Annotated in this window: 25 protein-coding genes; 13 read left to right on the forward strand and 12 right to left on the reverse strand. The window is 62.1% G+C overall.

The features are described 5' to 3' along the window. Positions 1–3: 3 nt before the first annotated feature. Both AYR47_RS24770 and argE read left to right on the forward strand, forming a co-directional pair. Positions 4–681: a DUF1028 domain-containing protein gene (locus AYR47_RS24770; RefSeq protein ID WP_061448845.1), complete on the forward strand. Its 678-nt coding sequence runs from the start codon at positions 4–6 to the stop codon at positions 679–681. Continuing rightward, positions 678–1,823, forward strand: a complete 1,146-nt coding sequence (argE, locus tag AYR47_RS24775; RefSeq protein ID WP_061448846.1) for an acetylornithine deacetylase — start codon at positions 678–680, stop codon at positions 1,821–1,823. The genes AYR47_RS24770 and argE overlap by 4 nt, the downstream gene beginning before the upstream one ends. Before the next feature lie 55 nt (positions 1,824–1,878). On the opposite strand, the gene AYR47_RS24780 is transcribed toward argE, so the two are convergent. After that, positions 1,879–2,790, reverse strand: a complete 912-nt coding sequence (locus tag AYR47_RS24780) for a LysR substrate-binding domain-containing protein (protein ID WP_033896676.1) — start codon at positions 2,788–2,790, stop codon at positions 1,879–1,881. 219 nt (positions 2,791–3,009) lie between these two features. Between AYR47_RS24780 and AYR47_RS24785 the strand changes: the two genes are divergently transcribed. The 3 genes from AYR47_RS24785 (at position 3,010) to AYR47_RS24795 (ending at position 5,549) form a co-directional block, all read left to right on the forward strand. Continuing rightward, positions 3,010–4,425, forward strand: coding sequence for a purine-cytosine permease family protein (locus AYR47_RS24785; protein ID WP_033896677.1), 1,416 nt, complete (start codon positions 3,010–3,012; stop codon positions 4,423–4,425). Positions 4,426–4,629: 204 nt separating this feature from the next. After that, positions 4,630–5,121 (forward strand): GNAT family N-acetyltransferase, encoded by a 492-nt coding sequence (locus tag AYR47_RS24790; protein WP_033896679.1) that lies wholly within the window; start codon positions 4,630–4,632, stop codon positions 5,119–5,121. A gap of 2 nt (positions 5,122–5,123) precedes the next feature. Then, on the forward strand, positions 5,124–5,549 hold the full coding sequence (locus AYR47_RS24795) for a GNAT family N-acetyltransferase (RefSeq protein WP_033896680.1): 426 nt from the start codon (positions 5,124–5,126) through the stop codon (positions 5,547–5,549). Here the strand turns inward: AYR47_RS24795 and AYR47_RS24800 are convergent. Then, positions 5,536–6,069 carry a GNAT family N-acetyltransferase gene (locus AYR47_RS24800; protein ID WP_033896681.1) on the reverse strand — a complete coding sequence of 178 codons (534 nt, stop codon included), beginning with the start codon at positions 6,067–6,069 and terminating at the stop codon, positions 5,536–5,538. The two genes, AYR47_RS24795 and AYR47_RS24800, sit on opposite strands and share 14 nt — an antisense overlap. 107 nt (positions 6,070–6,176) lie before the next feature. Between AYR47_RS24800 and AYR47_RS24805 the strand changes: the two genes are divergently transcribed. Further along, positions 6,177–6,854: a class I SAM-dependent methyltransferase gene (locus AYR47_RS24805; RefSeq protein ID WP_033896682.1), complete on the forward strand. Its 678-nt coding sequence runs from the start codon at positions 6,177–6,179 to the stop codon at positions 6,852–6,854. A gap of 5 nt (positions 6,855–6,859) precedes the next feature. Here AYR47_RS24805 and AYR47_RS24810 read toward each other — a convergent pair whose 3' ends face one another. Next, positions 6,860–8,059, reverse strand: a complete 1,200-nt coding sequence (locus AYR47_RS24810; RefSeq protein ID WP_061448847.1) for a TPM domain-containing protein — start codon at positions 8,057–8,059, stop codon at positions 6,860–6,862. Positions 8,060–8,185: 126 nt separating this feature from the next. Between AYR47_RS24810 and AYR47_RS24815 the strand changes: the two genes are divergently transcribed. Together AYR47_RS24815 and AYR47_RS24820 are read left to right on the forward strand one after the other, a co-directional pair. Continuing rightward, positions 8,186–9,001, forward strand: a complete 816-nt coding sequence (locus tag AYR47_RS24815) for an alpha/beta fold hydrolase (RefSeq protein WP_061448848.1) — start codon at positions 8,186–8,188, stop codon at positions 8,999–9,001. Then, on the forward strand, positions 8,991–10,133 hold the full coding sequence (locus AYR47_RS24820) for a PAS domain-containing sensor histidine kinase (RefSeq protein ID WP_061448849.1): 1,143 nt from the start codon (positions 8,991–8,993) through the stop codon (positions 10,131–10,133). The genes AYR47_RS24815 and AYR47_RS24820 overlap by 11 nt, the downstream gene beginning before the upstream one ends. Here AYR47_RS24820 and dapF read toward each other — a convergent pair. After that, the gene (dapF, locus tag AYR47_RS24825) at positions 10,121–10,924 is read right to left on the reverse strand and encodes a diaminopimelate epimerase (protein ID WP_061448850.1); all 804 of its coding nucleotides are present in this window, start codon (positions 10,922–10,924) and stop codon (positions 10,121–10,123) included. The two genes, AYR47_RS24820 and dapF, sit on opposite strands and share 13 nt — an antisense overlap. 73 nt (positions 10,925–10,997) lie before the next feature. On the opposite strand from dapF, the gene AYR47_RS24830 reads away from it, so the two are divergent. Beyond that, complete coding sequence (locus tag AYR47_RS24830; protein WP_033896687.1) at positions 10,998–11,507, forward strand: AAA family ATPase; 510 nt, start codon at positions 10,998–11,000, stop codon at positions 11,505–11,507. Positions 11,508–11,676: 169 nt separating this feature from the next. On the opposite strand, the gene AYR47_RS24835 is transcribed toward AYR47_RS24830, so the two are convergent. After that, positions 11,677–13,272: a L,D-transpeptidase family protein gene (locus AYR47_RS24835; protein ID WP_061448851.1), complete on the reverse strand. Its 1,596-nt coding sequence runs from the start codon at positions 13,270–13,272 to the stop codon at positions 11,677–11,679. 39 nt (positions 13,273–13,311) lie between these two features. Here AYR47_RS24835 and AYR47_RS24840 point away from each other — a divergent pair, with 39 nt between their 5' ends. Continuing rightward, a complete protein-coding gene (locus tag AYR47_RS24840) occupies positions 13,312–14,025 on the forward strand; it encodes a murein L,D-transpeptidase catalytic domain family protein (protein ID WP_016977141.1) in 714 nt (237 codons plus the stop codon). A gap of 28 nt (positions 14,026–14,053) precedes the next feature. Next, the gene (locus AYR47_RS24845) at positions 14,054–14,800 is read left to right on the forward strand and encodes a creatininase family protein (protein WP_033896690.1); all 747 of its coding nucleotides are present in this window, start codon (positions 14,054–14,056) and stop codon (positions 14,798–14,800) included. Between the two features lie 13 nt (positions 14,801–14,813). Here the strand turns inward: AYR47_RS24845 and AYR47_RS24850 are convergent, their stop codons facing one another. Further along, positions 14,814–15,155, reverse strand: a complete 342-nt coding sequence (locus AYR47_RS24850) for a hypothetical protein (protein ID WP_033896691.1) — start codon at positions 15,153–15,155, stop codon at positions 14,814–14,816. A 34-nt stretch (positions 15,156–15,189) separates the two neighbouring features. Beyond that, positions 15,190–15,834, reverse strand: a complete 645-nt coding sequence (locus tag AYR47_RS24855; protein ID WP_061448852.1) for a hypothetical protein — start codon at positions 15,832–15,834, stop codon at positions 15,190–15,192. 131 nt (positions 15,835–15,965) lie between these two features. On the opposite strand from AYR47_RS24855, the gene AYR47_RS24860 reads away from it, so the two are divergent. Further along, entirely contained in the window at positions 15,966–16,229 is a 264-nt protein-coding gene (locus tag AYR47_RS24860; RefSeq protein ID WP_061448853.1) for a hypothetical protein, read from the forward strand. Here AYR47_RS24860 and AYR47_RS24865 read toward each other — a convergent pair. The 4 genes from AYR47_RS24865 to yfcF all read right to left on the reverse strand — a co-directional run bounded on the left by AYR47_RS24865 (position 16,206) and on the right by yfcF (position 19,922). Beyond that, positions 16,206–17,039 carry an amidohydrolase family protein gene (locus AYR47_RS24865; RefSeq protein ID WP_061448854.1) on the reverse strand — a complete coding sequence of 278 codons (834 nt, stop codon included), beginning with the start codon at positions 17,037–17,039 and terminating at the stop codon, positions 16,206–16,208. The genes AYR47_RS24860 and AYR47_RS24865 overlap by 24 nt on opposite strands. Positions 17,040–17,067: 28 nt before the next feature. Next, positions 17,068–18,348, reverse strand: a complete 1,281-nt coding sequence (locus AYR47_RS24870; RefSeq protein WP_033896695.1) for an MFS transporter — start codon at positions 18,346–18,348, stop codon at positions 17,068–17,070. 98 nt (positions 18,349–18,446) lie between these two features. Beyond that, positions 18,447–19,178: a GntR family transcriptional regulator gene (locus AYR47_RS24875; RefSeq protein ID WP_016977148.1), complete on the reverse strand. Its 732-nt coding sequence runs from the start codon at positions 19,176–19,178 to the stop codon at positions 18,447–18,449. 111 nt (positions 19,179–19,289) lie between these two features. Continuing rightward, entirely contained in the window at positions 19,290–19,922 is a 633-nt protein-coding gene (gene yfcF, locus AYR47_RS24880) for a glutathione transferase (RefSeq protein ID WP_061448855.1), read from the reverse strand. Between the two features lie 177 nt (positions 19,923–20,099). Between yfcF and AYR47_RS24885 the strand changes: the two genes are divergently transcribed. Beyond that, positions 20,100–20,795 (forward strand): hypothetical protein, encoded by a 696-nt coding sequence (locus tag AYR47_RS24885; protein ID WP_156487827.1) that lies wholly within the window; start codon positions 20,100–20,102, stop codon positions 20,793–20,795. Positions 20,796–20,798: 3 nt separating this feature from the next. Here AYR47_RS24885 and AYR47_RS24890 read toward each other — a convergent pair whose 3' ends face one another. Continuing rightward, entirely contained in the window at positions 20,799–21,341 is a 543-nt protein-coding gene (locus AYR47_RS24890) for a DUF924 family protein (RefSeq protein ID WP_061448856.1), read from the reverse strand. Positions 21,342–21,367: the final 26 nt, after the last annotated feature.

Genomic DNA, 21,367 nt, shown 5'->3' on the forward strand with positions numbered 1-21,367 from the left:
CACATGACTTTTTCAATCGTCGGCCGTTGCGCCGAAACCGGCCAGCTGGGCATTGCCATCAGCTCATCGAGCATTGCCGTGGGTGCCCGTTGCCCATGGCTGCGGCCCGGTGTGGGCGCGGTGTCGACCCAGAACATCACCCTCCCGGCCCTGGGCCCGGACGTGCTGGACCTGTTGGAACAAGGCCTCGCCCCTGCCGACGCGATCGACAAGGCCCTGACGCGCAACGGCTACAGCCAGTACCGGCAACTGACGGCGATTGATCACCTGGGCCGTAGCGTGCATTTCAGCGGCAGCGAAACCCTCGGTACCCACAACGCTGTGTCGGGAGAACAGTGTGTGGCGGCGGGCAACATGCTCGCCGACCGCGCGGTGATCGAAGCGATGGTCACGGCCTTTGAGCAAGGCGAAGGCCAGTTAGCCGATCGCCTGCTGGCGGCGATGCACGCCGCCATCGCCGCCGGTGGCGAAGCCGGCCCGGTGCACTCCGCCGCGCTGGTGGTGGTGGGCGAACTGACTTGGCCGATCATCAACTTGCGCGTGGATTGGGCTGACGAACAGCCGATCCTTGAACTGCAAAAGCTCTGGGAGGCCTATCGCCCGCAAGTGCAGGACTACATCGACCGCGCCCTCGCCCCGGACCGTTCCCCCGGCTACGGCGTGGCCGGAGACGACCGATGAGCGCCAGCCGCGAACTGCTGCAGACGCTGGTGGGGTTCGATACCACCAGCCGCGAATCCAACCTGCAACTGATCGAGTTTGTACGCGATTACCTGGCCGGTTTCGGGGTATCCAGCCAATTGGTCTACAACGAAGAGCGCAGCAAGGCTAACCTGTTTGCCAGCGTTGGCCCGGTTGAGTTGCCGGGGATCGTGCTGTCGGGGCACACCGATGTGGTGCCGGTGGACGGCCAGCCATGGACCGTGCCGCCGTTCGAATTGACCGAACGCGACGGCAAGCTCTTCGGCCGCGGCACCGCCGACATGAAGGGCTATATCGCCTGTGTATTGGCGCTGGTGCCAGCGTTGGTCGCGGCGCCGTTGCGGATGCCGGTACATATCGCCCTGTCCTATGATGAGGAAGTCGGTTGCCTGGGCGTGCGTTCGTTGCTCAAGGTGCTGGAAGAACGGCCAGTGAAACCCATGCTGTGCATCATCGGCGAACCGACCGAACTCAAGCCGGTACTCGGCCACAAGGGCAAGTTGGCCATGCGCTGCGATGTGCACGGCGAGGCGTGTCATTCGGCCTATGCGCCATATGGGGTGAATGCGATTGAGCATGCCGCCGAGTTGATTGGTGAACTCGGGCGGATCGGCCAGCGCCTGCGGCAGACCCAGGATGCACGGTTTGATCCGCCGTTCAGCACGGTGCAAACCGGCGTGATCAGCGGTGGCAAGGCCCTGAACATCGTACCGGCGGATTGCCGGTTTGATTTTGAGGTGCGTGCGTTGCCGTCGCAGGATCCGGCCAAGGTCGCGGATGAACTGAAGGCCTACGCCGAGCAGCAGGTGTTGCCGCGCATGCAGGCGGTGAGCGCGCAAAGTGCGATTCGCTTTACCGAGCTGTCGGCCTACCCAGGTTTGGTCACCGATGAGCGCAGCCAGGCAGCAGAGTTGATCGCGGCGTTTTCCGGCTCGCGGGAGTTCGGCACGGTGGCGTTTGGCACTGAAGGCGGGCTGTTTGATGCGGTGGGCATTCCCACGGTGGTGTGCGGGCCGGGGAGCATGGACCAGGGGCATAAGCCGGATGAGTTTGTGAAGGTGGAGCAATTGCTGGGGTGTGATGCGATGCTGGGGCGGATGCTGGATTCTATTCGCGCTTGAGCCGAACACCAATCAAATGTGGGAGCAAACCGCTCCCACATTTTTGGCCTTGTCCTCAACCCAAGAGTCGGGCAAGTTCCTCGCGGCAGTAGTCGACAAAGAGCTGCACCGGCTTGGTCAACGGTGCGCGGCGCAACCAGACCGCTGACAAGCCTGAGCCGGTCACCGTCTCCGCCAACGGCACGCACACCACCTTCTGCCCATCATAGGTGTACTCGGTGAACGGCTTGGTCACCAGGATCGAAAACCCGAACCCCCGCCCCACCATCCCCCGCACCATCTCGATCGATGGCGAGCTGAACACGATATTCGGCGTCAATCCACGCTCTTCGAAGATGCTGACAAAGTAGGTGCGGCTCGGCAGCACGTCCAGCAAGATCATCGGTTCCAGCACCAGGTCCGCCAGCGACACCTTGGCCTGCTGCGCAAAACGATGATCGGCCGGCAACAGCGCATACGGCTGCTGCGGCGGCATCAACGGCGTGGTCTCGATGGTCGCGCCCAGGTCGTGCTCGAACAGCATCGCCACGTCAATGCTGCCCGCCGTCAGCGCCTGCACCAGCTCTTGCTGCTCGCCATCACGTATGCGGATCTCCACCCCCGGCCAACGTGCCTTGAAACCCGCGATCAGACGCGGCAGGTACAACGGCGCCACGGTTTCAAAGCAGCCGATATCGATCTGCCCCGCCACCACGTCATTGTCCGCCAGGGCGTTCTGTTCGAACTCATGGGCCACGCGCAGCAGCTCCAGGGCCTTGCGATAGAAGCGTGCGCCGCTGGGCGTCAGTGACACCCCCTGGGCGTGATGACGGATAAACAGCTGCACGCCAAAGCTGTCTTCCAGCTGCTTGATCGCCGTGGACACCGACGGCTGCGCGATATACAGCTTGCGCGAGGCCTCGGCGACGCTGCCGCATTCGGCCGTGGTGACGAAATATCTGAGTTGGCGCAGGTTATACGCAGCCATCGGGACCTCCAGAAACGTGAGACTTCGCCCGCAAAACAGGTGTAGGCAACATACCGGAGCGCAGCAAGGCTGCGAGCTATATTTTTTAAGGTCTATAGCAACAAACTTACTAATTTACCTCCCTGCGCCCATTGCAGATCATCACTCCAACAACAAAGCGCCGCGCACGTGGCGCACAGCGAAGTACGTCAACGTACTCACCTTGCCTTGGAGTTCGTCATGGTCACCACTGCAACATCCTCCGCCCCGCTTATCGAAAAACACACGATTGGATACGTGCCCCCGGAAGATCGCCATGGAAAGGTAAGAGACCTGTTCACCCTGTGGTTCGGCGGCAATATCGCGCCGCTGCCGATCGTCACGGGTGCGCTGGGTGTGCAACTGTTTCACCTCAACTTGGTATGGGGCATCATCGCCATCCTCATCGGCCACCTGGTCGGCGGCGTGCTGATGGCGCTGCACTCGGCCCAGGGCCCGCAAATGGGCATCCCGCAAATGATCCAGAGCCGCGCCCAGTTCGGCTCCCTCGGCGCACTGTTGGTGGTGGTGATCGCCGGCGTGATGTACATCGGTTTCTTCGCCTCCAACATCGTGCTCGCGGGCAAATCCCTGCACGGCGTGGTTGACGCGGTACCGGTGCCGGTGGGCATTGTGATCGGCGCCATCGGCTCCGGGATTATCGGCATCATCGGCTACCGCTTCATCCATGTGCTCAACCGCATCGGTACCTGGGTGCTCGGCGCCGGTATCGTGCTGGGCTTCGGCTACATCTTCACCCATGTGCAGACCACGGATTTTCTGACACGCGGCAGCTTCAACATCGCAGGTGTGCTGGCGACCGTGTCCCTGGCGGCCCTGTGGCAAATCGCATTTGCCCCCTACGTGTCGGACTACTCGCGCTACCTGCCCGCCGACGTACCGGTAGCCTCCACTTTTTGGACCACCTACCTCGGCTCGGCACTGGGTTCCAGCCTGTCGTTCATCTTCGGCGCGGTCGCCGTGCTGGCGACGCCGGTGGGCATGGACACCATGGACGCAGTCAAACTCGCCACCGGCGCTATCGGGCCGTTGATGCTGGTGTTGTTCCTGCTCAGCGTGATCAGCCATAACGCCCTCAACCTGTATGGCGCCGTGCTGTCGATCATCACCCTGGTACAGACCTTTGCCTACCGCTGGATTCCAACGGCCAAAAGCCGCGCGCTGATTTCGATCCTGGTATTGGCCGCCTGCGCGATTGCGGCCGTGTTCGCCTCGAAGGACTTCATCGGTCACTTCGTCGACATGGTGTTGGTGCTGCTGGTGGTGCTGGTGCCGTGGACGGCGATCAACCTGATCGACTTCTATGCGATCCATAAGGGCAAGTACGACATTGCCTCGATCTTCCGCGTGGATGGCGGGATTTATGGGCGCTACAACCCGCAGGCCCTGTTGGCGTATGCGGTCGGCATTGTGGTGCAGATTCCGTTCATGAACACACCGCTGTACGTAGGGCCGATTTCGGAACACATCAACGGGGCCGATTTGTCCTGGGTGGTGGGGTTGGTGGTGACGTCGCCGTTGTATTTCTGGTTGGCGAGTCGGGACAGTGCGTATAAGCGCCGGATGGACGGAGGGAAGTTGGTGGGTGGAGTTTGAGACATCCGCTTTGAGTTTTGAGGAAACCCGCCTAGGCGGGTTTCCTGTTTTTTGGATAGCCCGTCAGATGCTTTTTTATGGTAAACCGGCTTCCTGTGGTGAGCGGGCTTGCCACAACAACCGCATCGCCACAGGGGATTTGTGTTGCTGGGGTCGATGTTTGTCTATCATGTGGCCTCTCGCTCAACGCCTCAGGAAACGCCCATGCCCGCTCTCACCTTCCGCAACGCCCTACCCGCCGACGCCGCCCGCTGCTTTGACATCGAGATCAGCGCCTACGAGGGCGACGAAGCCGCGACCCTGGAGAAGATCGCCACGCGTATTGCCCAGTACCCGCAAGGCTTTCTGATCCTGGAGGCCGCGGGTGAAGTGGTGGGTTTCATCAATTGTGGCTGCGCCCACGAAGTGGTGATGTCGGACGAGGCGTTCAAGGAGTTGGTGGGCCACTCGGCCGACGCGCCGAATGTGGTGATCATGTCGGTGGTGGTCGACCCGGCGCATCAGGGCAAGGGCTATTCGAAAATGTTGATGACTGAGTTTGTGCAGCGCATGAGCCGCATGGGCAAGCAGACGATTCATTTGATGTGCAAGGAGCAACACGTGCCGCTGTATGAACGCATGGGCTATGAGTATGTGCAGCCGTCGCCGTCGGATCACGGTGGCATGGCGTGGCATGAAATGGTCATGGCGCTCTAGAGATGAACGCAGCGCATATTGAAATCAGCGACCAACCCAATCCCGACGCCGAGCGTATCCTCGGCGGCGGCTTGGCGGCGTTCAATGAAGCCATCACCGGCTATAACGATCGGCGTCTGCTGACGGTTTTGATCAAGGATCCCGAGACCCAGCAAATCCTCGGCGGCATCACTGGCAAGACCACATTGGGCATGGCCTTTCTCGACCTGTTCCACTTGCCCGACTCGCTGCGTGGCACGGGACTGGGCAGCCAGTTACTGCAAACATTCGAAGATGAGGCGCGGCGACGGGGCTGTCGCAACGCGGTGCTGTACACCCTGAGTTTCCAGGCGCCGGGGTTTTACGAGAAGCATGGCTGGGTACGTTTTGGCGAGCTACCGTGCGAGCCTGAGGGCAGCAGCCGGGTGTTTCTGTCTAAATCGCTGTGACGCCCAGGGCTTTGCCAAACAACCGATTCCCATGGCTCTCCCCTTGGAAGGTATACACCGGCGAGCCCAGCAGCCCATACCCGCGCCGAGGGTAAAACCCCAGGGCGCGCTTGTTACCGTCCCACACCGTCGCCCATAACAGCGAAGCACCACCCAGCGTCGCGCATTGCTCTGCCGCTTGCAGCAACTGATAGCCGATGCCCAGGCCGGTGAAACGTTCCTGGATGTACAGGCGTTGCAGTTCAGCGACGTCGGGCGCTTCGATCATCGGGTGACAGGCGTTGAGCTTGACCTGGGCAAAGCCGACCAGGTGCTGGTTGGACTCGGCCACCAGCAGCGAGATACCAGGATCGGCGATCAACCGGGCCATGACCTGCGGCGCAAACGCTTCAAGCACTTCAGTGGCAATCGAGCCGCGAATGCCTTGGGTCGCGTAGGTGTCGAGGAACACTTGCATGCCCAGCACGCCCAGGCACAGGGCGTCGTCGGGGATGGCGTCGCGAAGAAGAATGGCAGACATCGAGCGTCCATACTCTGAGGGGTGAGGAGCGACGTTTTACCATGAATGTTGCCTCTGCGGGTTTGCCGCAGTAGGGTTTATCCCCGCCCAATTTGCAGGAGCCCAGCATGAGCTTTTTTTCCGACCCGGATGCCGTTGCCCGTTACGCCGAAGGCCCCGTGCGCCTGGTGCCGGGCTTTGATGGCCTGCAACGCATGACCACCCTGTTGTTGCGCGAAAGCGTGCCAGCCGCCGGCAATGTGCTGGTGTTGGGCGCCGGCGGCGGCCTGGAGTTGAAGCGTTTTGCGGACGCAGAACCGGGCTGGCGGTTTGTGGGGGTGGACCCTTCAGCCGAGATGCTGAAGCTGGCCGAGGCAACCTTGGGCCCGTTGATGGACCGCACCGAGTTGCATGAAGGCTATATCGACACGGCGCCGTTGGGACCTTTCAACGGCGCCACGTGCTTGCTGACCTTGCATTTCATCCCGGCCGAGCAGCGCCTGCAAACCCTCAAGGCGTTGTGGCAACGCCTGCTGCCGGGCGCGCCGCTGGTAGTGGCCCATCATAGTTTCCCGCAAGCGCCGGAGGATAAAGTCCGGTGGTTGAAGCGCTACGCGGCGTTCGCGGTGGACTCGGGCGTGCCGGCGGTGGATGCCGAGCGCGCGATTGCGGCAATCAGCGAGAAATTGCCGGTGCTGTCACCCGAGACGGATGAAGCCTTGATGAGAGAAGCCGGCTTTGACGGCGTGGAGTTGTTCTACGCTGGCTTCAGTTTCAAAGGCTGGGTGGGCTACAAGCCGCGCTAGCGGCGTCACCAACTGCCGGACGCCCCGCCACCGCCACTGGAGCCACCGCCGCCGGATGAGCTGCTGCTGGAACTGGAGCTGCTGGAGCTCGAACTCGAGCCACCGCCCGAAGACCCCGAGCCGCCGCTGGTCTTGCCAAAGATGAACAGCGCCGCAAACGAGGCAATCGGGAACGCGAACAGCCAGCCATCACGGCCGAGGTCCAGTAACACCCCCGCCGCCACATACACCCCCACCGCCGCCAGTAGCCGCGCGATAAAACCCACGCGGCTCTGCTTCCAAGCATCCTTCATGATCACCAGCAGCACCAGGTACAGCCCCAGCACCACCAGCGCGCCCAGTGGAAAGACCAGCCAGTGGATGAAGTTGACGTCGGCAAAGCGCTGATCAACCACCACCAAGCCCAGGATGTAGGCCAGCAGCCCGATCACGCCGTAAAACACCGAACGCGCCATCCACAATGCGCCGAAGGTCGCGCCGCCGATCAGCATGATCAGTGGCATCACCAGCAGAAACATCGCCCAGTCGCGGCCCTCACCCACGATCACGAGCAGCAACGTGGCAACCACCGCGGCAATCAACGCGCGGCGCCACCGCAGTTTGCCCGCACTGATGAGCACGCCGCCAATGGCGCCGATGACAAACGCCAACGCTATGGCAATGAACTGTGGATTGACCCTTGTGCCTGCGGCTGCAGGCAAATCACCGCCGTCCACCAGCACCACCAGGTCATTCACGCCCTGGGAGACACCACCGACGAAATCACCCTGGCGGAAGGCCGGGGTGATGTGTTCTTCGATGATGCGGTGCGCGAGCAAATCGGTGACCGTGCCTTCCAGGCCATAGCCCACCTCAATGCGCACCTTGCGGTCCTCCTTGGCCACTACCAGCAGGATGCCGTCGTTGACGTCCTTGCGTCCCAGCTTCCAGGCGCGGAACAGTTGGTTGGCGTAGTCCTCGATGCTCACGCCGCCGGTGGTCGGCACCAACAACACGGCCACTTGCGAGCCTTTGCGCTGCTCAAGGTCAGCCAATTGGGTTTTCAGACGGGTGGTGGTCGAGGCATCCAGGGTGTTGGTGAGGTCAATCACCCGCTGGTCGAGGGCGACACCAATCGGTGAAATGTCGGCCTGGGCGGTGCCCACCAGGCCCAAGACCACCAGCGCCACCAGGTTCAAGACGGACTGCCGCAGAATCGCCATCATGTTTGTTACCTGAAGTTTCTTCCTGAAGGCGGCGACTTTACCTTATCCGCGCTATATCGCGTGACCCCGCGCCGTTGACTATCTAAACTCCCTGCACGCATAGCAAAACGCCATAACGGGAAGCCCATGGACCTACGCCACCGTAACAATGTCAGTGTGATGGGCAACGGCCGCTCGACCCTGGTGTTTTCTCACGGCTTCGGCTGCAACCAGGCCATGTGGAACTACCTGGCACCGCAATTTTTCGAGCGCTTTCGCGTGGTGATGTATGACCTGGTGGGCGCCGGTCTGTCGGACCTCAGTGCGTTCGACAAGGCCAAATACAGTGCCTTGGACGGCTACGCCCGTGATTTGAACGAAATCATCGACGCCTTCGCGGTAGGCCCTGTGATCCTGGTGAGCCATTCGGTGAGCGCCATGATCGGCACCCTCGCCGACCGCCAGACCTCCGGCCGCATTGCCGCCCACGTCATGATCGGCCCCTCGCCGCGCTATATCGATGCCGACGGCTATGTCGGCGGCTTCAAGCTGGCGGATATCCAGGACCTGCTCGACACCCTCGACAGCAACTACCTCGGCTGGTCCAGCGCCATGGCCCCGGTGATCATGGGCGCGCCTGGGCAACCGGCGTTGAGCGAGGAACTGACGGACAGTTTCTGCCGCACCGAACCTGAGATCGCCAAGCAATTTGCGCGGGTGACGTTCATGTCGGACAACCGCGAGGACGTGATCGGCCTGGCCACTCCGGTGCTGATCCTGCAATCGAGCGACGACCTGATCGCCCCCGTGGCCGTGGGCGAATACCTGCACAGCGTGCTACCCAACAGCACCTATTTCCTGGTGGACAACGTCGGCCATTGCCCGCACATGAGCGCGCCGCAAGCGTGCGCGGCGGCGATGGAAAGCTTCCTGGCGCCGTGGACGGCCGCCCATGCCGTCTGACTTGTTCGACAGCGCCGCCTGCGCCCTCGCCGTCACGGCGCAGGACGGCACGATCCTGCAAGCCAATACGCGCTTCAGCGAGTGGCTGGGGTTCAGCACCACGGAACTGTGCGGCAAGCGTTTCCAGGATTTGCTGACCATGGGCGGACGGATCTTCCACCAGACCCACCTGGCGCCGATGCTGCGCCTGCGCGGCAGCGTCACCGAAGTGAAACTCGACATGCTGCACCGTGACGGCCACAAGCTGACCGTGCTGCTCAACGGCATCAAGCGTGAGCAGGATGACGGTACGGTGTACGACCTGGCGCTGTTCGGCACCACCGACCGCGACAAGTACGAGCGCGAGCTGCTCAATGCACGCAACTTCGCCGAAGCGCTGTTACAGGAAAAGACCGCCACTGAACTCGCGCTCAAACTGGCCCAAGCCGAATTGAGCGAGGCCTATGCCATCGCCCAGCGCCGGGCGCTGTTTGCCGAGCAGATGGTGGCGATTGTCAGCCACGACTTGAAGAACCCGCTTACAGCCATTCGCATGGCCTCGGATTTTCTTAACCGTGGCGAACGCACCGCCAAGGAACGCCAACTGCTCGGGCACATTGGCCAGTCATCCGAACGGGCCCAGCGCATGATCGCCGACCTGCTGGACTTTACCCAGGCGCGCGTTGGCCAGGGTATTACCATCAAGGCGGCGCCGTTGGACCTGCATGAGGTGATTCATCGGGCCGTGGATGAACTGCGCGTGGCGTTTCCCACAGCAACGTTGGCGCATCTCGCCGAGGGCAGTGGCGAGGCTTGCCTGGACGCCGACCGCGTGCAGCAGATCATTGGCAACCTGGTGGCCAACAGCGTGGCGTATGGCGACCTGCAACGGCCGATCACCGTCACGTCACGGCTGGGGCAGGATAGCTGCGAGGTCTCAGTCCACAACCACGGCAAGGTCATTCCCGAAGCCTTGCTTGCCGAACTGTTCGAACCCATGACCCGTGGCACCGACCAAGGCAGTGATGTGCGCAGCGTGGGCCTCGGCCTGTATATCGTGCGCGAGTTGGCCAGGGTGCATGGCGGCGATGTGGCGGTGAGTTCCTGTGTCACGGGCGGCACCACGTTTACCGTCAACTTTCAGCCAACGTAGGCGCTGCCCTGCATCACCGGCTCTACGCTGCCCGTCAGCACTACGCCACCCTCGCCTGCCCAATTCACGGTTACCGTGCCGCCGTCGCATTGCACTTCGACGGTATCGTCCAGCAGTCCGCGACGAATCCCGTTGACCACCGCGCCACAGCAACAAGAACCCGAGCCCAACGGCACACCGCCGCCGCGCTCCCAGATGCGCAGGCGGATGTGGCTACGATCAAGCACCTGCACGAAATGCACATTGGTCTTGGCCGGGAACAACGGGTGGGTTTCCAGCGCCGGGCCCAAGGCCGCCACATCGACAGCTGCGATGTCTTCCACGAAAAACGTGCAATGCGGGTTGCCCATGCTGCACGCCGCCGGGTTGCCACCGATGGGCAAGGTGCGGGTGTCCATGGCCTCGGCCAGCGGCACGGCTGACCAGTCCAGCGACGGCTCGCCCATGTTCACCGACACCTGCCGCCCCGCTGCCCGCACACAGGTCAGCAAGCCCCGATCGGTACGCAGCACCACCGAATCCGTGCCGGCTTCGTGCATCAAGCGATCAGCCACGCCACGGGTGGCGCTGCCGCAGGTGGCCAGCGGCGTGCCGTTGGGGTTCCAGAACTTGATGCGCGCCGCGGCGTCATCACAATCGAGCAGCACAGCCAGTTGGTTGAAACCAATACCGGTGTGGCGGTTGCCAAGCTGGCGGGCGATTTTCGCGGTGATCGGATCGTCCAGGCCACGGCGGTCGATGATGATGAAGTCATCGCCATGGGCGTGCATTTTCACAAACGGCAGGGGCATGGGCTGTCCTGTGGTCGACCGGTGAGGAACTGAAGGATACCCTGAACCGGCCCAACCTTATCGAGAGCCACCCATGCTAATTGTCTTCAGCGGACTGCCCGGCACCGGCAAGACCACCCTGGCCCAGGCACTGGCACGCCAGATCGGCGCGATGTACCTGCGCATCGACGTGATTGAGCAGGCGATCCGTGATGCGGGCGTGCTGGCGGGCGATGTGGGCGCCAGCGGTTATGGGGTGGCGAATGCTTTGGCGTTGAGCAACCTGCAATGGGGGCAGATGGTGGTGGCTGACTGCGTGAACCCGGTCAGGGAAAGCCGGGAGGCATGGAAGACAACGGCGGCAATGGCCGGTGTGGCGTTGCTGGATATTCGGGTGATTTGTTCTGACCGGCAGGAACATCAACGGCGGGTGGAGACCCGAACTGGGGATATTCCCGGCCTGGTTCCACCCAGTTGGGAGTCGGTGTTGGCGCATGAGTACGAAGACTGGGATGAAGTACCGCTGACGGTCGACACGGCCTTCACGGCGCCAGAACAGGCAATGGCGGTGATTTTGACGGACCTCACCGCTATGGCGAACTAGGTCTCTCTGTAGTGAGCGGGCTTGCCCCGCGCTGGGTGGCGAAGCCGCCCCAAGAAGACCGCCGCGCTTTTTCTGTGAGACCACATGGCACGATTTTAGGGCTGCTTCGCAGCCCAGCGCGGGGCAAGCCCGCTCACCACAGCAAGCACGCTCACTACAGAAGCACGCTTCAGAGCACACTCCCCATCGCCTTCATCAACACCAGGTCCCGCCCATAGATATCCGGCGCATACACCAACCCGCCCTCGCGGTTGACCTCCACCGTCCAGTAACTCAACAGCACCGGCACCGGCGTGGCCAGCCTGAATTCATGGGTCACGCCGGTGGCCAGCAGCTCATCGGTGCGAGTACGTTCGGCCGGGCTCACCAGCAAATCCCGCAGCAACAACGGTTGCTCGACCCGCACACACCCCGAGCTGAACGCCCGCGGCCCTTTGGTGAACAGCGGCTGGCTCGGCGTGTCGTGCAGGTACACCGAGTACGGGTTGGGAAAGCGCATCACGATCTTGCCCAGCGGGTTGCGCGGCCCGGCTTCCTGGCGCAGCAGGATATTGCCAGGGCGAGCCCAGTCGATTTGCTCGGGCGCCAGCGGGTGACCTTCAGCGTCGAGTACTTGCAGGTTCTGCTGGCGCAGGTATTCGGGGTTGAGGCGGATGGCCGGGAGTTTGTCCTCGCGCATGATGGTGGGCGGGATGGTCCAGGTGGGGTTGAGGGTCAGCCGGGTGATGCGCGATTTGAGCAACGGCGTCTGGCGTTCGGCGCGGCCTACTTGCAGGCGGGTTTGCCACACGGGGATGCCGCTCTGGTACACGCTCAGTTGCGCGGCGGCGACATTCACCAGCACGCCTTCGGGCTCCAGATCCTGGGCCAGCCAGCGGAAGCGTTCAAGGTTGATACGCAGTTGTTCGCGGCGCACCAACGGGCTGATGTTCAATTCGGCCACGGTGCCGGCGCCGATCACGCCATCGGCCTGCAACGAGTGGCTGAGCTGGAAGGCCTTGACCGCCTTGACCAGTTCATCGCGGTACTGCTTGCCACTGGGCGCGTTGGCGAGGTAGCCACCACTGACCAGGCGCCGCGCCAGCTCCGGCACGCGGGGGTCTTCCATGCCGGGGCGCAGCAGCGGACCGCTGGCGACCGGATCCCAATGCGGCAACGGCTGCTGACGCACGGTGGAATAGGCGTTGCGCAGGCTGCGATACAAGTCGGCACTGGGCCGCGCCTGGTCGAATGCCTGGGGCATGTCTTGCAAGCCCGTGGCGGCAAAGGCCAGCACCTCGACATTGGGGTCGCGCGTAGGCGGTTGCGAATGCCACAAGGGTTCGAAACGTGACTGTTGCAGTCGGCCGTAATGCAGATCCTGCAAGGCTTGCAGGTAACGCTGGCTGGTGGCTATATCTCTGCACAGCACGTTGGCCGTGGCATCTGGCGCAGGCAAGCTATAGTGGGTGGGGTCCAGGCCGTCATCGGCGAGCATCAGCAACTGAGATTGCAGGGCTTGTCGGCGTTCATCGGCGGACCACAGCGGCACATTACCTTGCTGCTGGTAGAAGGCTTGCAGGCGCAGTTGCGCAGCGGGGTCGAGCTGCGGCGCCAGGCCGGGGCAGACACTCGGCAGTTGCGCCAACGCCTGTTGCACGGGCGCCAGATCGACCGGCGCCGGCGTGGTCACCGGCAACGGCTCGACCGGCAGCGCGTCGGCTGTCGCGACCAATGGTGCAACGAGCAGGCAAATGCTCAAGTAACATGCGTGTTTTTTGAACAATTGACCAGGCTCCAATCCACACCGGGGGACACTTCGTAGATGCTGACTTTCATGCGCCGCCTCGGTTTGATGACCGTGGCGTTGGCTACCTTGAGCAATTTTGCGCTCGCCGCCAATCAGACCTCTCCTAACTTGTATAGCAGCCTGGCGCGCTCGGCTCCAGAACTCAATCCCACCGTACTCAAAAGCGCCCTGAACGCGGTGCAGTGCGCGGTCAATAACGGCGAGGAACGTTCCGAGCGCCTAGCGGTTATTGACTACTCCCAGCCTTCGACCGCCCGTCGGCTGTGGATCTTCGATTTGCGCAAGAAAACCCTGGTGCTACGGGACCTGGTCGCCCACGGCGCCAAATCCGGGGAAAACTTCGCCACCCAGTTCTCCAACCTGGAAGGCAGCCACCAGTCCAGCCTTGGGTTGTTCCGCACCCAGGAAAGCTACCTGGGCACCCACGGCTACTCACTGCGCATGGACGGCCTGGAGCCGGGTTTCAATGACCAGGCCCGCGACCGCGCCATCGTGATTCACGCCGCCGACTACGTGAGCCCCTTGTGGAGCAAGCGCGAAGGCCGTATCGGCCGCAGCCAGGGTTGCCCGGCCGTGCGCCCGCAGGTGGCACGCCAGGTGGTGGACAAGCTCAAGGATGGGCAGTTCATGTTTTCCTGGTACCCGGACCAGCGCTGGTTGAAGTCTTCGACCTACCTCAATTGCAAACCCCAGCAGGTGGCGAGTAGTCGTACAATCCGTGGCGGATAGCCTGTCCCCATAGATAAGAGAACCTCGCATGCTTCTACATAAGTCCACCTGGATCGAGATCGGGCAGTTTCTGGAACGCAGCCGCACGGTGGTGATTCCCATCGGTTCCAACGAACAACACGGCCCTACCGGCCTGCTGGGCACCGACTGGATGTGCCCGGAAATCATCGCCCATGAAGCGCAGAAGAACGCCGACCTGCTGATCGGCCCCACCTTCAACATCGGCATGGCCCAGCATCACCTGGGCTTTCCCGGCACCATATCCCTGCGCCCTTCCACCTTTATCGCCGCGATTGGCGATTGGGTGCGCTCGCTGGCCGGGCATGGTTTCGAGAAGATCCTGTTTCTGAATGGCCACGGCGGCAATATCGCCACCATCGAAGCGGCGTTTTCCGAGCTGTACGCCGAAGCCAGCTTCGCCCGTCGCCCGGCTGGGTTTGCCTTGAAACTGGTGAACTGGTGGGACCTGGAAGGCGTGAACGACCTGGCGCAACGCCAATTCCCGGTGGGCCATGGCAGCCATGCCACGCCATCGGAGATTGCGGTGACGCAGTGGGCTTATCCGGACTCGGTCAAGACGGCCGATTATTCGCCGCAGATCGCCAACACCGGGCCGATCCGTGAAGCGCTGGACTTCCGCGCGCGCTTCCCGGATGGGCGCATGGGCTCGGACCCGGCGCTGGCGACGGTAGAAAAAGGTGGGGAGTTGGTGGCGTTGGCGGCGCTGGGGTTGGTCAAGACGGTGAATGCCTTCAGCAACGAAGCCAAGCCCTAGGCCATACGCAAAATTATTGGCATTCCTTGGCAGCCAGCTCAAGCCGCGACGGCGTAATCGTCGACGCCAGCGGCTTGCGCTCATACAGGAACACTTTGCCGCCGTCCTGGGACTTGTAGGCTTCCAGCACATCATCGGCGGCAATCTTGCTGGTCAACACCACCTTGGCGTGGCGCGAGTTCTGCGTCACGGTGGAGGTGATCTTGTGTTTTTCCAGTTTGGGCAGCACGCACTGCACATAGGCTTCAGGCGTCTTGCTGGTCTGCAAGGTCAGGGTGGGTGCGTTGGGGGCGGACACACAACCGGCCAGCAACAGGGAAGCAAAGGCCAAGGCCGGGGCGAAAAAAGCGCGCATGAAAAATTCCTGATTATAAAAATAAAGGTTCACATCAACCGGCACGGACCAGCGCTTTGAGAGACGCATCGAACTGCTTCAGGGCATCCAGTTGCACATCGCGCTGCTGCTCGATCTGCGCGGCAATTTCCGGCGCTGCCTTGTCATGTACCCACACCGACGGCACCTGCTTGTGTACCGAGCCTTCGGCCTTGGCGATGTATTGCAGGTTCGCATCATAGAACCGCGCAATAAAACGCGCCTCGACCTGGTCGTTGCGCTGGGTCAGCAGTTGGTTATGGGTATCGAGCATCACCACCACATCGGGGTGAGCCTGCACCAAGGCATCCAGGTTGTCGTAGACCGTCACCGACAAAAACGTGCCTTGCAGCGAGTTCATCAACCAATCGATGGCCAGTTCCGGATCGGAACTGTTGACGAACGCCTGGCGGATACGCTCGTCGAGGGCATCCTTGGCGCCATTCAAGGCCATGTCGTGGTAGCGTTCAAGGTAGCTGAGGTTGTCGCGGGTGTTGTCACTCAGCAATACACCCACCGACTGCGCGTGCTGCAGGGAGTCTACGCTACCGTTGATCGGTAGCAAATGGCTCATGGGCAGATCATCGGCAATTGCCGCGTTGTTGATGGCAACCGTGCCCAGCATCAAAGCCATCAACGCCAGCTGAATAAACGTCCTCATCGCGCATTTCCTTGAACAGCGTCTCGATGGCGTGATTTTCCGCTTTTCCCGCAAAAACAGAACTTGCGATCCTTGATGGTGACTATTATCTGAACCGATAGTGCTGACATAAAACTTATAAGGACCACGCCATGAAGCCCCACCAGAAAACCTTCGACCGCATCCGCGAAGCCGTACTACCGGAGTTTCGCGAGCGGGTCGCCGATTACCTGGTCGACTATGAACACGTGCTGCAGGACGAGGCAGCCGACGCCGATCAAATCAGCGCCAGCGCCCAGCAACTGCGGGGTTACCTGCGGGGTTTGAACACCACACGGGTGCTGGGCATGGCGGACTGGGAAGACCTCGACCGCCGTGTGGAGGAGGATTGGCTACGCGTGGTGGAAGCCGAATAACTGGCGTGGCGTGTCGATCAACAAAGCCTGCGCGACTGCTGCCGACCAGCCCAGGGCTTGGCGTTGCTCAATCACTGCGCCATAGCCGATAGACGCTTCATGCTGGGTGTGCGGCCAGTCACTGCCCCACACCAACCGATGTAGGCCAAAGCTCTGTTGCAGCAACGGCATGGCTTGGTGGGCAAACTCACGGTTCTGCGCCGCGCTGCCAGCCAGGCGATAGATACCCGAGACTTTCAGCCACAGCTGGCCGCCGAGCCCGAGCGCCAGCAACTCGGTAAAGCCGCGCTGCTCGACGCCCAGTCGCGCGTCGGGTCGCCCGAAATGATCGATCACCAATTTCACCCCGAACGGCAGCAGTTGCCGCACCAACTGCGGCAGGTCGTCCAGCTCGCGGTGTACTTCCACATGCCAGCCCAGTTCGACGATGTGCTCGAAGAACGCCTTCCAGCCCGACTCGGCAAAGTCCGGCAGCGCCCGGCCCACCAGGTTCAGCCGCACGCCCACGACACCTGAGCGGGCCATGGCATCCAGGGCGTCGCGCGGGATATCGCGTTCAACCACCGCCACGCCGCGCAAACGATCAGGTGCCTGCTGCAAGGCGGCCAGCAGGTAGCGATTGTCAGTGCCCAGGAAGCTGGGCTGCACCAGCACGCCATGGCTCAAGCCGTTGGCGCGCAAGTGCCCGAGGTAATCCGCCAGCGTGGCGTCGTAGCCAGGGGTGTAGCGACGTTCGCCGGCCAGGGTCAGCGTGCGGCTGAACACATGGGCGTGGGCGTCGATGCCGCTGATGGAGCAGTTATCAAACATGGGGTTCGTCTTTCAAGAGTAAAAAGGGTCAAGCCTGGGCGCGCTGGCCGGTCACCACGTTGTCGGCGGGCGCTGCTTCCAGCACGCGGCCACGGGTTTCCGGCAGGCACAATGCGGCGATCACCGCGACGCCGTAGGCAATCCCGGCATCGATGCCGATGGCCGAGCCGAGGGACATGGAGTCGCTCATATGCCCCACCAGGAACGGAAACACTGCGGACAAGACGCGCCCGAAGTTGTAGCAAAAGCCCACGCCGGCACCGCGCACATCCGCCGGGTACAGTTCGTTGAACAACGCCCCGAGGCTGGCCGGAATGCCGGCCGCGAAAAAGCCCAGCGGGAAGCCAAGGAACAGCATCTGCGTATTGGTCAACGGCAGGAACACATAAGCCTGCACGGTGATCACGCAGCACAGCGCGAACAGCACGATATTCTTGCGTCGGCCGATGCGATCAATCAGCAGACCACTGGCGATGCAGCCGCACCAGAAGGCAAAGATGATCACCGCCAGGTAGCCGCCGGAGTTGAGTACCGACAGGTTGCGCTCGGTCTTGAGGAAGGTCGGCAGCCAGGTCATCACCGCGTGGTAACCGCCATGGGCCCCCAGGCCCAGCAGGCCGCCGAACAGCGTGACGCGAATCAGCTCAGGACGGAAGATACCGGCCAGCGACTTGAAGAAGCTCTGTGGAATCGCCTGTTCTTTTTGCAGGCGCTGGAAGCTGTCGGGCTCTTCAACATTGCGGCGCACCCAGATAATCAGGAACGACGGCAGCAGGCCCACTACAAACATCACGCGCCAGGCCATGTCCTGCGGCACAAACGAATAGATCAGCGCAAACACCCCGACCGCGACGCCCCAACCCACGGCCCAGGCGCTCTGCACGGTGCCCATCACCTTGCCGCGATACTTCGGGTTGATGGTCTCGGCCATCAACACCGCGCCCGCCGCCCACTCACCGCCAATGCCAAAGCCTTGCAGCGCCTTGACGATCAACAACTGGTGGAAGCCCGTGACAAACGCCGACAAAAAGGTGAAGAACGAGAACCACAGAATCATCCACTGCAAGGTACGCACCCGGCCGTAGCGGTCGGACAAGGTGCCGCCGACCCAACCGCCGATGGCCGAGGTCACCAGCGTGACGCCGCTGATCAACCCTGCATCGCCCTTGGTCAAGGCGAAGGCGGCGATGAGTGCCGGGATCGCCAGGCCGAACATCTGCACTTCCAGTGCGTCGAGGGACCATCCACCGAAACAGGCCCAGAATGTTTTGCGCTCCCGGGGAGTGACTTGGCGATACCAACTGAACATGATTTTTATCCTTATAGGTCAAACGCGAGGCAGCCGGGCGCGAACCGTGCCGCAGCCGGGTCGGTGTTGGGCAAACAATTAACGGTGTGGGTGTCGGGTCAGCGAATGTCCACGCGGTAGCGGAAGTGCTCGGCGTGCCCGCGGGAGCGTCGCCACTCCAGGGGTTGGCCGGCGTAATCGCGGGCCAGGCGCTCGATCACCACCACCGGGCTGTTGACCGGCACCTGCAGCAAGCGCGCGTACACCTCGTTGACCGATTCGGCGGTCAGGGTTTCCTCGGCCGAGGCCACCACTTGCCCGCAGACGTCTTCATACACCGGATACAGCAACGGGCCTTGCTGGGACAGATCAATATCCAGCAACGCCTGGAAGCGCGTGCGCGGCAGCCAGATCTCTTCGGCCAGCAGCGGCTGCACATCAAACAAACGGGTACGCAGGATGCGGATCACCTGGGCTTCGGGCGCCAGGCCCAACGCCTCACTGACCGCCGACGGCGCGGCCAGGGATTCAACCGTGAGGATGCGGCTCTCCGGCACCTGGCGCTCGCCCGCAGGACCTTGAAACCGGAAGAAGCGAAACAGGGAGGACTGGAACTGAGGGCGGCGCACAAAGGTGCCCCGGCCCTGCTGGCGCTCAAGAATGCCTTCGCTCACCAACGCATCGACGGCCTTGCGCACCGTGCCGGTGGACAGTTCGTACTCGGCGGACAGCACCGCTTCGGTGGGAATGGCTTCACCGGGGCGCCAGCGATTGTTGGCGATCTGCTCGACCAGGTGGTCGCGCAGGCGTTGGTAAAGCGGCAGACGGGCATCACTGGACAAGGTATTCATGGGGCCACATTCACTTTGTTATTTAGTCATATATATGAATATGGCGAGAGTATTTGTCCGCTGGGTGACGGCTGTCAAGCGCGTCACCACGCCTGGAGGATGAATGGTCGGTTACAGCACTGGGCGTTGCTGTTGCACCCACGCCTGCACGGACGGGCGCTGCCACTGGCGCTGCGCGTATTCCAACAACTCGGCGGGCACGCTGTCGCCGTTGAGGATCAAGCGATTGAGCATCACCGCCAGGTCCACATCGGCAATCGACCACGCGCCGAACAGATAGGCCCGGTTACCCGCCAACAGCGCCTGGGCCGCGCCGATCAGCTTGCGCGCCGCCGCTTCGGCCACGGGGGACAAGGGCGGCATCTTCTGCCCGTAGAACACCACCATCGTCGAACGCTCCTGGCGGATCGGCAGCAAGTCACTGCGCAACCACGCCTGCACCTGCCGCGCCCTCGCCCGCTGCCGGGGATCGGTCGGATAGACCGGCGTCTCGGGGTAAGTCTCTTCCAGGTACTCCGTGATCGCCGAAGACTCCGACAGCGTAAAATCTGCTTCTACCAGCGTTGGCACGCGCTGGGTCAGGGACAGTTGGGCGAAGTCGGCGGTCTGGTTCTGTGCAGCATCCAGGTCCAGGGTCAAGGTGTCGAACACCAGGCCTTTTTCCCGCAGGGTGACGAACACCGACATCGCGTAGGGACTGGTATACAAATGATCAACATACAGGCGCAACGGACGCTGGCTCATAACGATTCTCCGTGAGTGGAACACCACGCTACGAGATGTGCGGCGAGAAAGACAATGCGCTGTTTTTATGGGGGCATTCCTGGTGGGAATAGCCGCACCCGCTGTAACGGCAACGCCTGCCAAGGTAGACTTTCCACCCAGCGCGCACCTGCGTAGCACTGAAAAAGGATGTTCGTCTTGCGCTTTCCCTTCGCCGTGTTTTTGTCGTTCTCCTGTGTTTCCTACGTGGCGTCGGCCAGTGATCTCCCCGCGCTGCCCGGTGAAGTGCAGTATCAGCAAGCCGCCGCCCTGTTGAAGAAAAGCGACGCTGAGTACGCCGACCTGATGCGCTCAGTGCTGGCCAAGAAAACACCTGCCGATGTGGACGAGAAGAAAGCGAACCTGGCGCTCATCCAACAACGCTTGAGCGAATCAGCGCAGGCAGGACATCCCGTTGCCGAATACCGCCTGATGCTCCTGTATCAGATCTATTTGGTGCCCGGCAAAGAACAAGAGATGTGCCAACTGGCAATCTCAAGCCTGGAGCACGGCTTTGCCCCGGCCGCACTTTACGTCGACAACACTTGCCTGGACTATGTGATGGGCCCCAAGTACATGCCGGCGCTGCAAAACGCCCTGGCTAAAATGGACGACTTTGCACCTTACTACCCGCAGCCCGCCGTCTGGTTGACCTGCGGCGCGCCGCCCAAGGGCGTCGAGCTGCAATCAGGCAGCGAAAACGATTACCGCGCCGAACTCTATAAAGTGCTCGCCAGCCGAACCAATCGCAGAACCGCCCGGCCGTTGCGTATTGAATACCTTGAGAAAGCGCTGGCAACCAACGGCTGCCCCAACGCGCGCAAACGCCTGGAAATCGACCGGGACGCTCAATAGCCGCTAGCCAGAGAACCCGCCCGCGTCCAGAAACCTACGCTCGGCGTCGGTGGTAGCCCTGGCCAACACCTCGTTTCGATGGGGAAAGCGCCCGAATTGCTCAATGATGCGCGCGTGCTCCTTGGCCCAACGGTAAGTGTTGGCGTCCAACTGCTGGTTCAGGACCAGTGAGCGCTGTTGATCCGCCGAGTCTTCAGAATGTTCGAACGGCAGGTAGCAGAACGCACGCAATGCCGGCTCGACCTGCTGATCCAATCCGGCATCGACCATGCGCCTCGCATACAGGCGCGCCAATGGGTCGGTGGCGAACATGTGGGCAGTGCCGCGAAAGGCGTTGCGCGGGTATTGGTCAAGCAGGATCAGCAGCGCCAGGGCTCCTTGCGCCGAGTCCAGCCAATGTTCCAGTTCGCGCCGGGCGGCTTGCAGGTGGGCGGTGTGGAAGGTGTCGCGGAAGGTGGCGTCGAAGGCGTCATCCTTGGCGAACCAGTATTTGGGGCCAGCGTGTTTCCAGAAGTCGAGGACGGATTGCGCGGTGTAGTTGCTCATAGTCGCTACCTACTCTCAATCGAACG

Origin of the sequence: Pseudomonas azotoformans (assembly GCF_001579805.1) — a bacterium.
GTDB classification, from domain to species: Bacteria; Pseudomonadota; Gammaproteobacteria; order Pseudomonadales; family Pseudomonadaceae; genus Aquipseudomonas; species Aquipseudomonas azotoformans_A.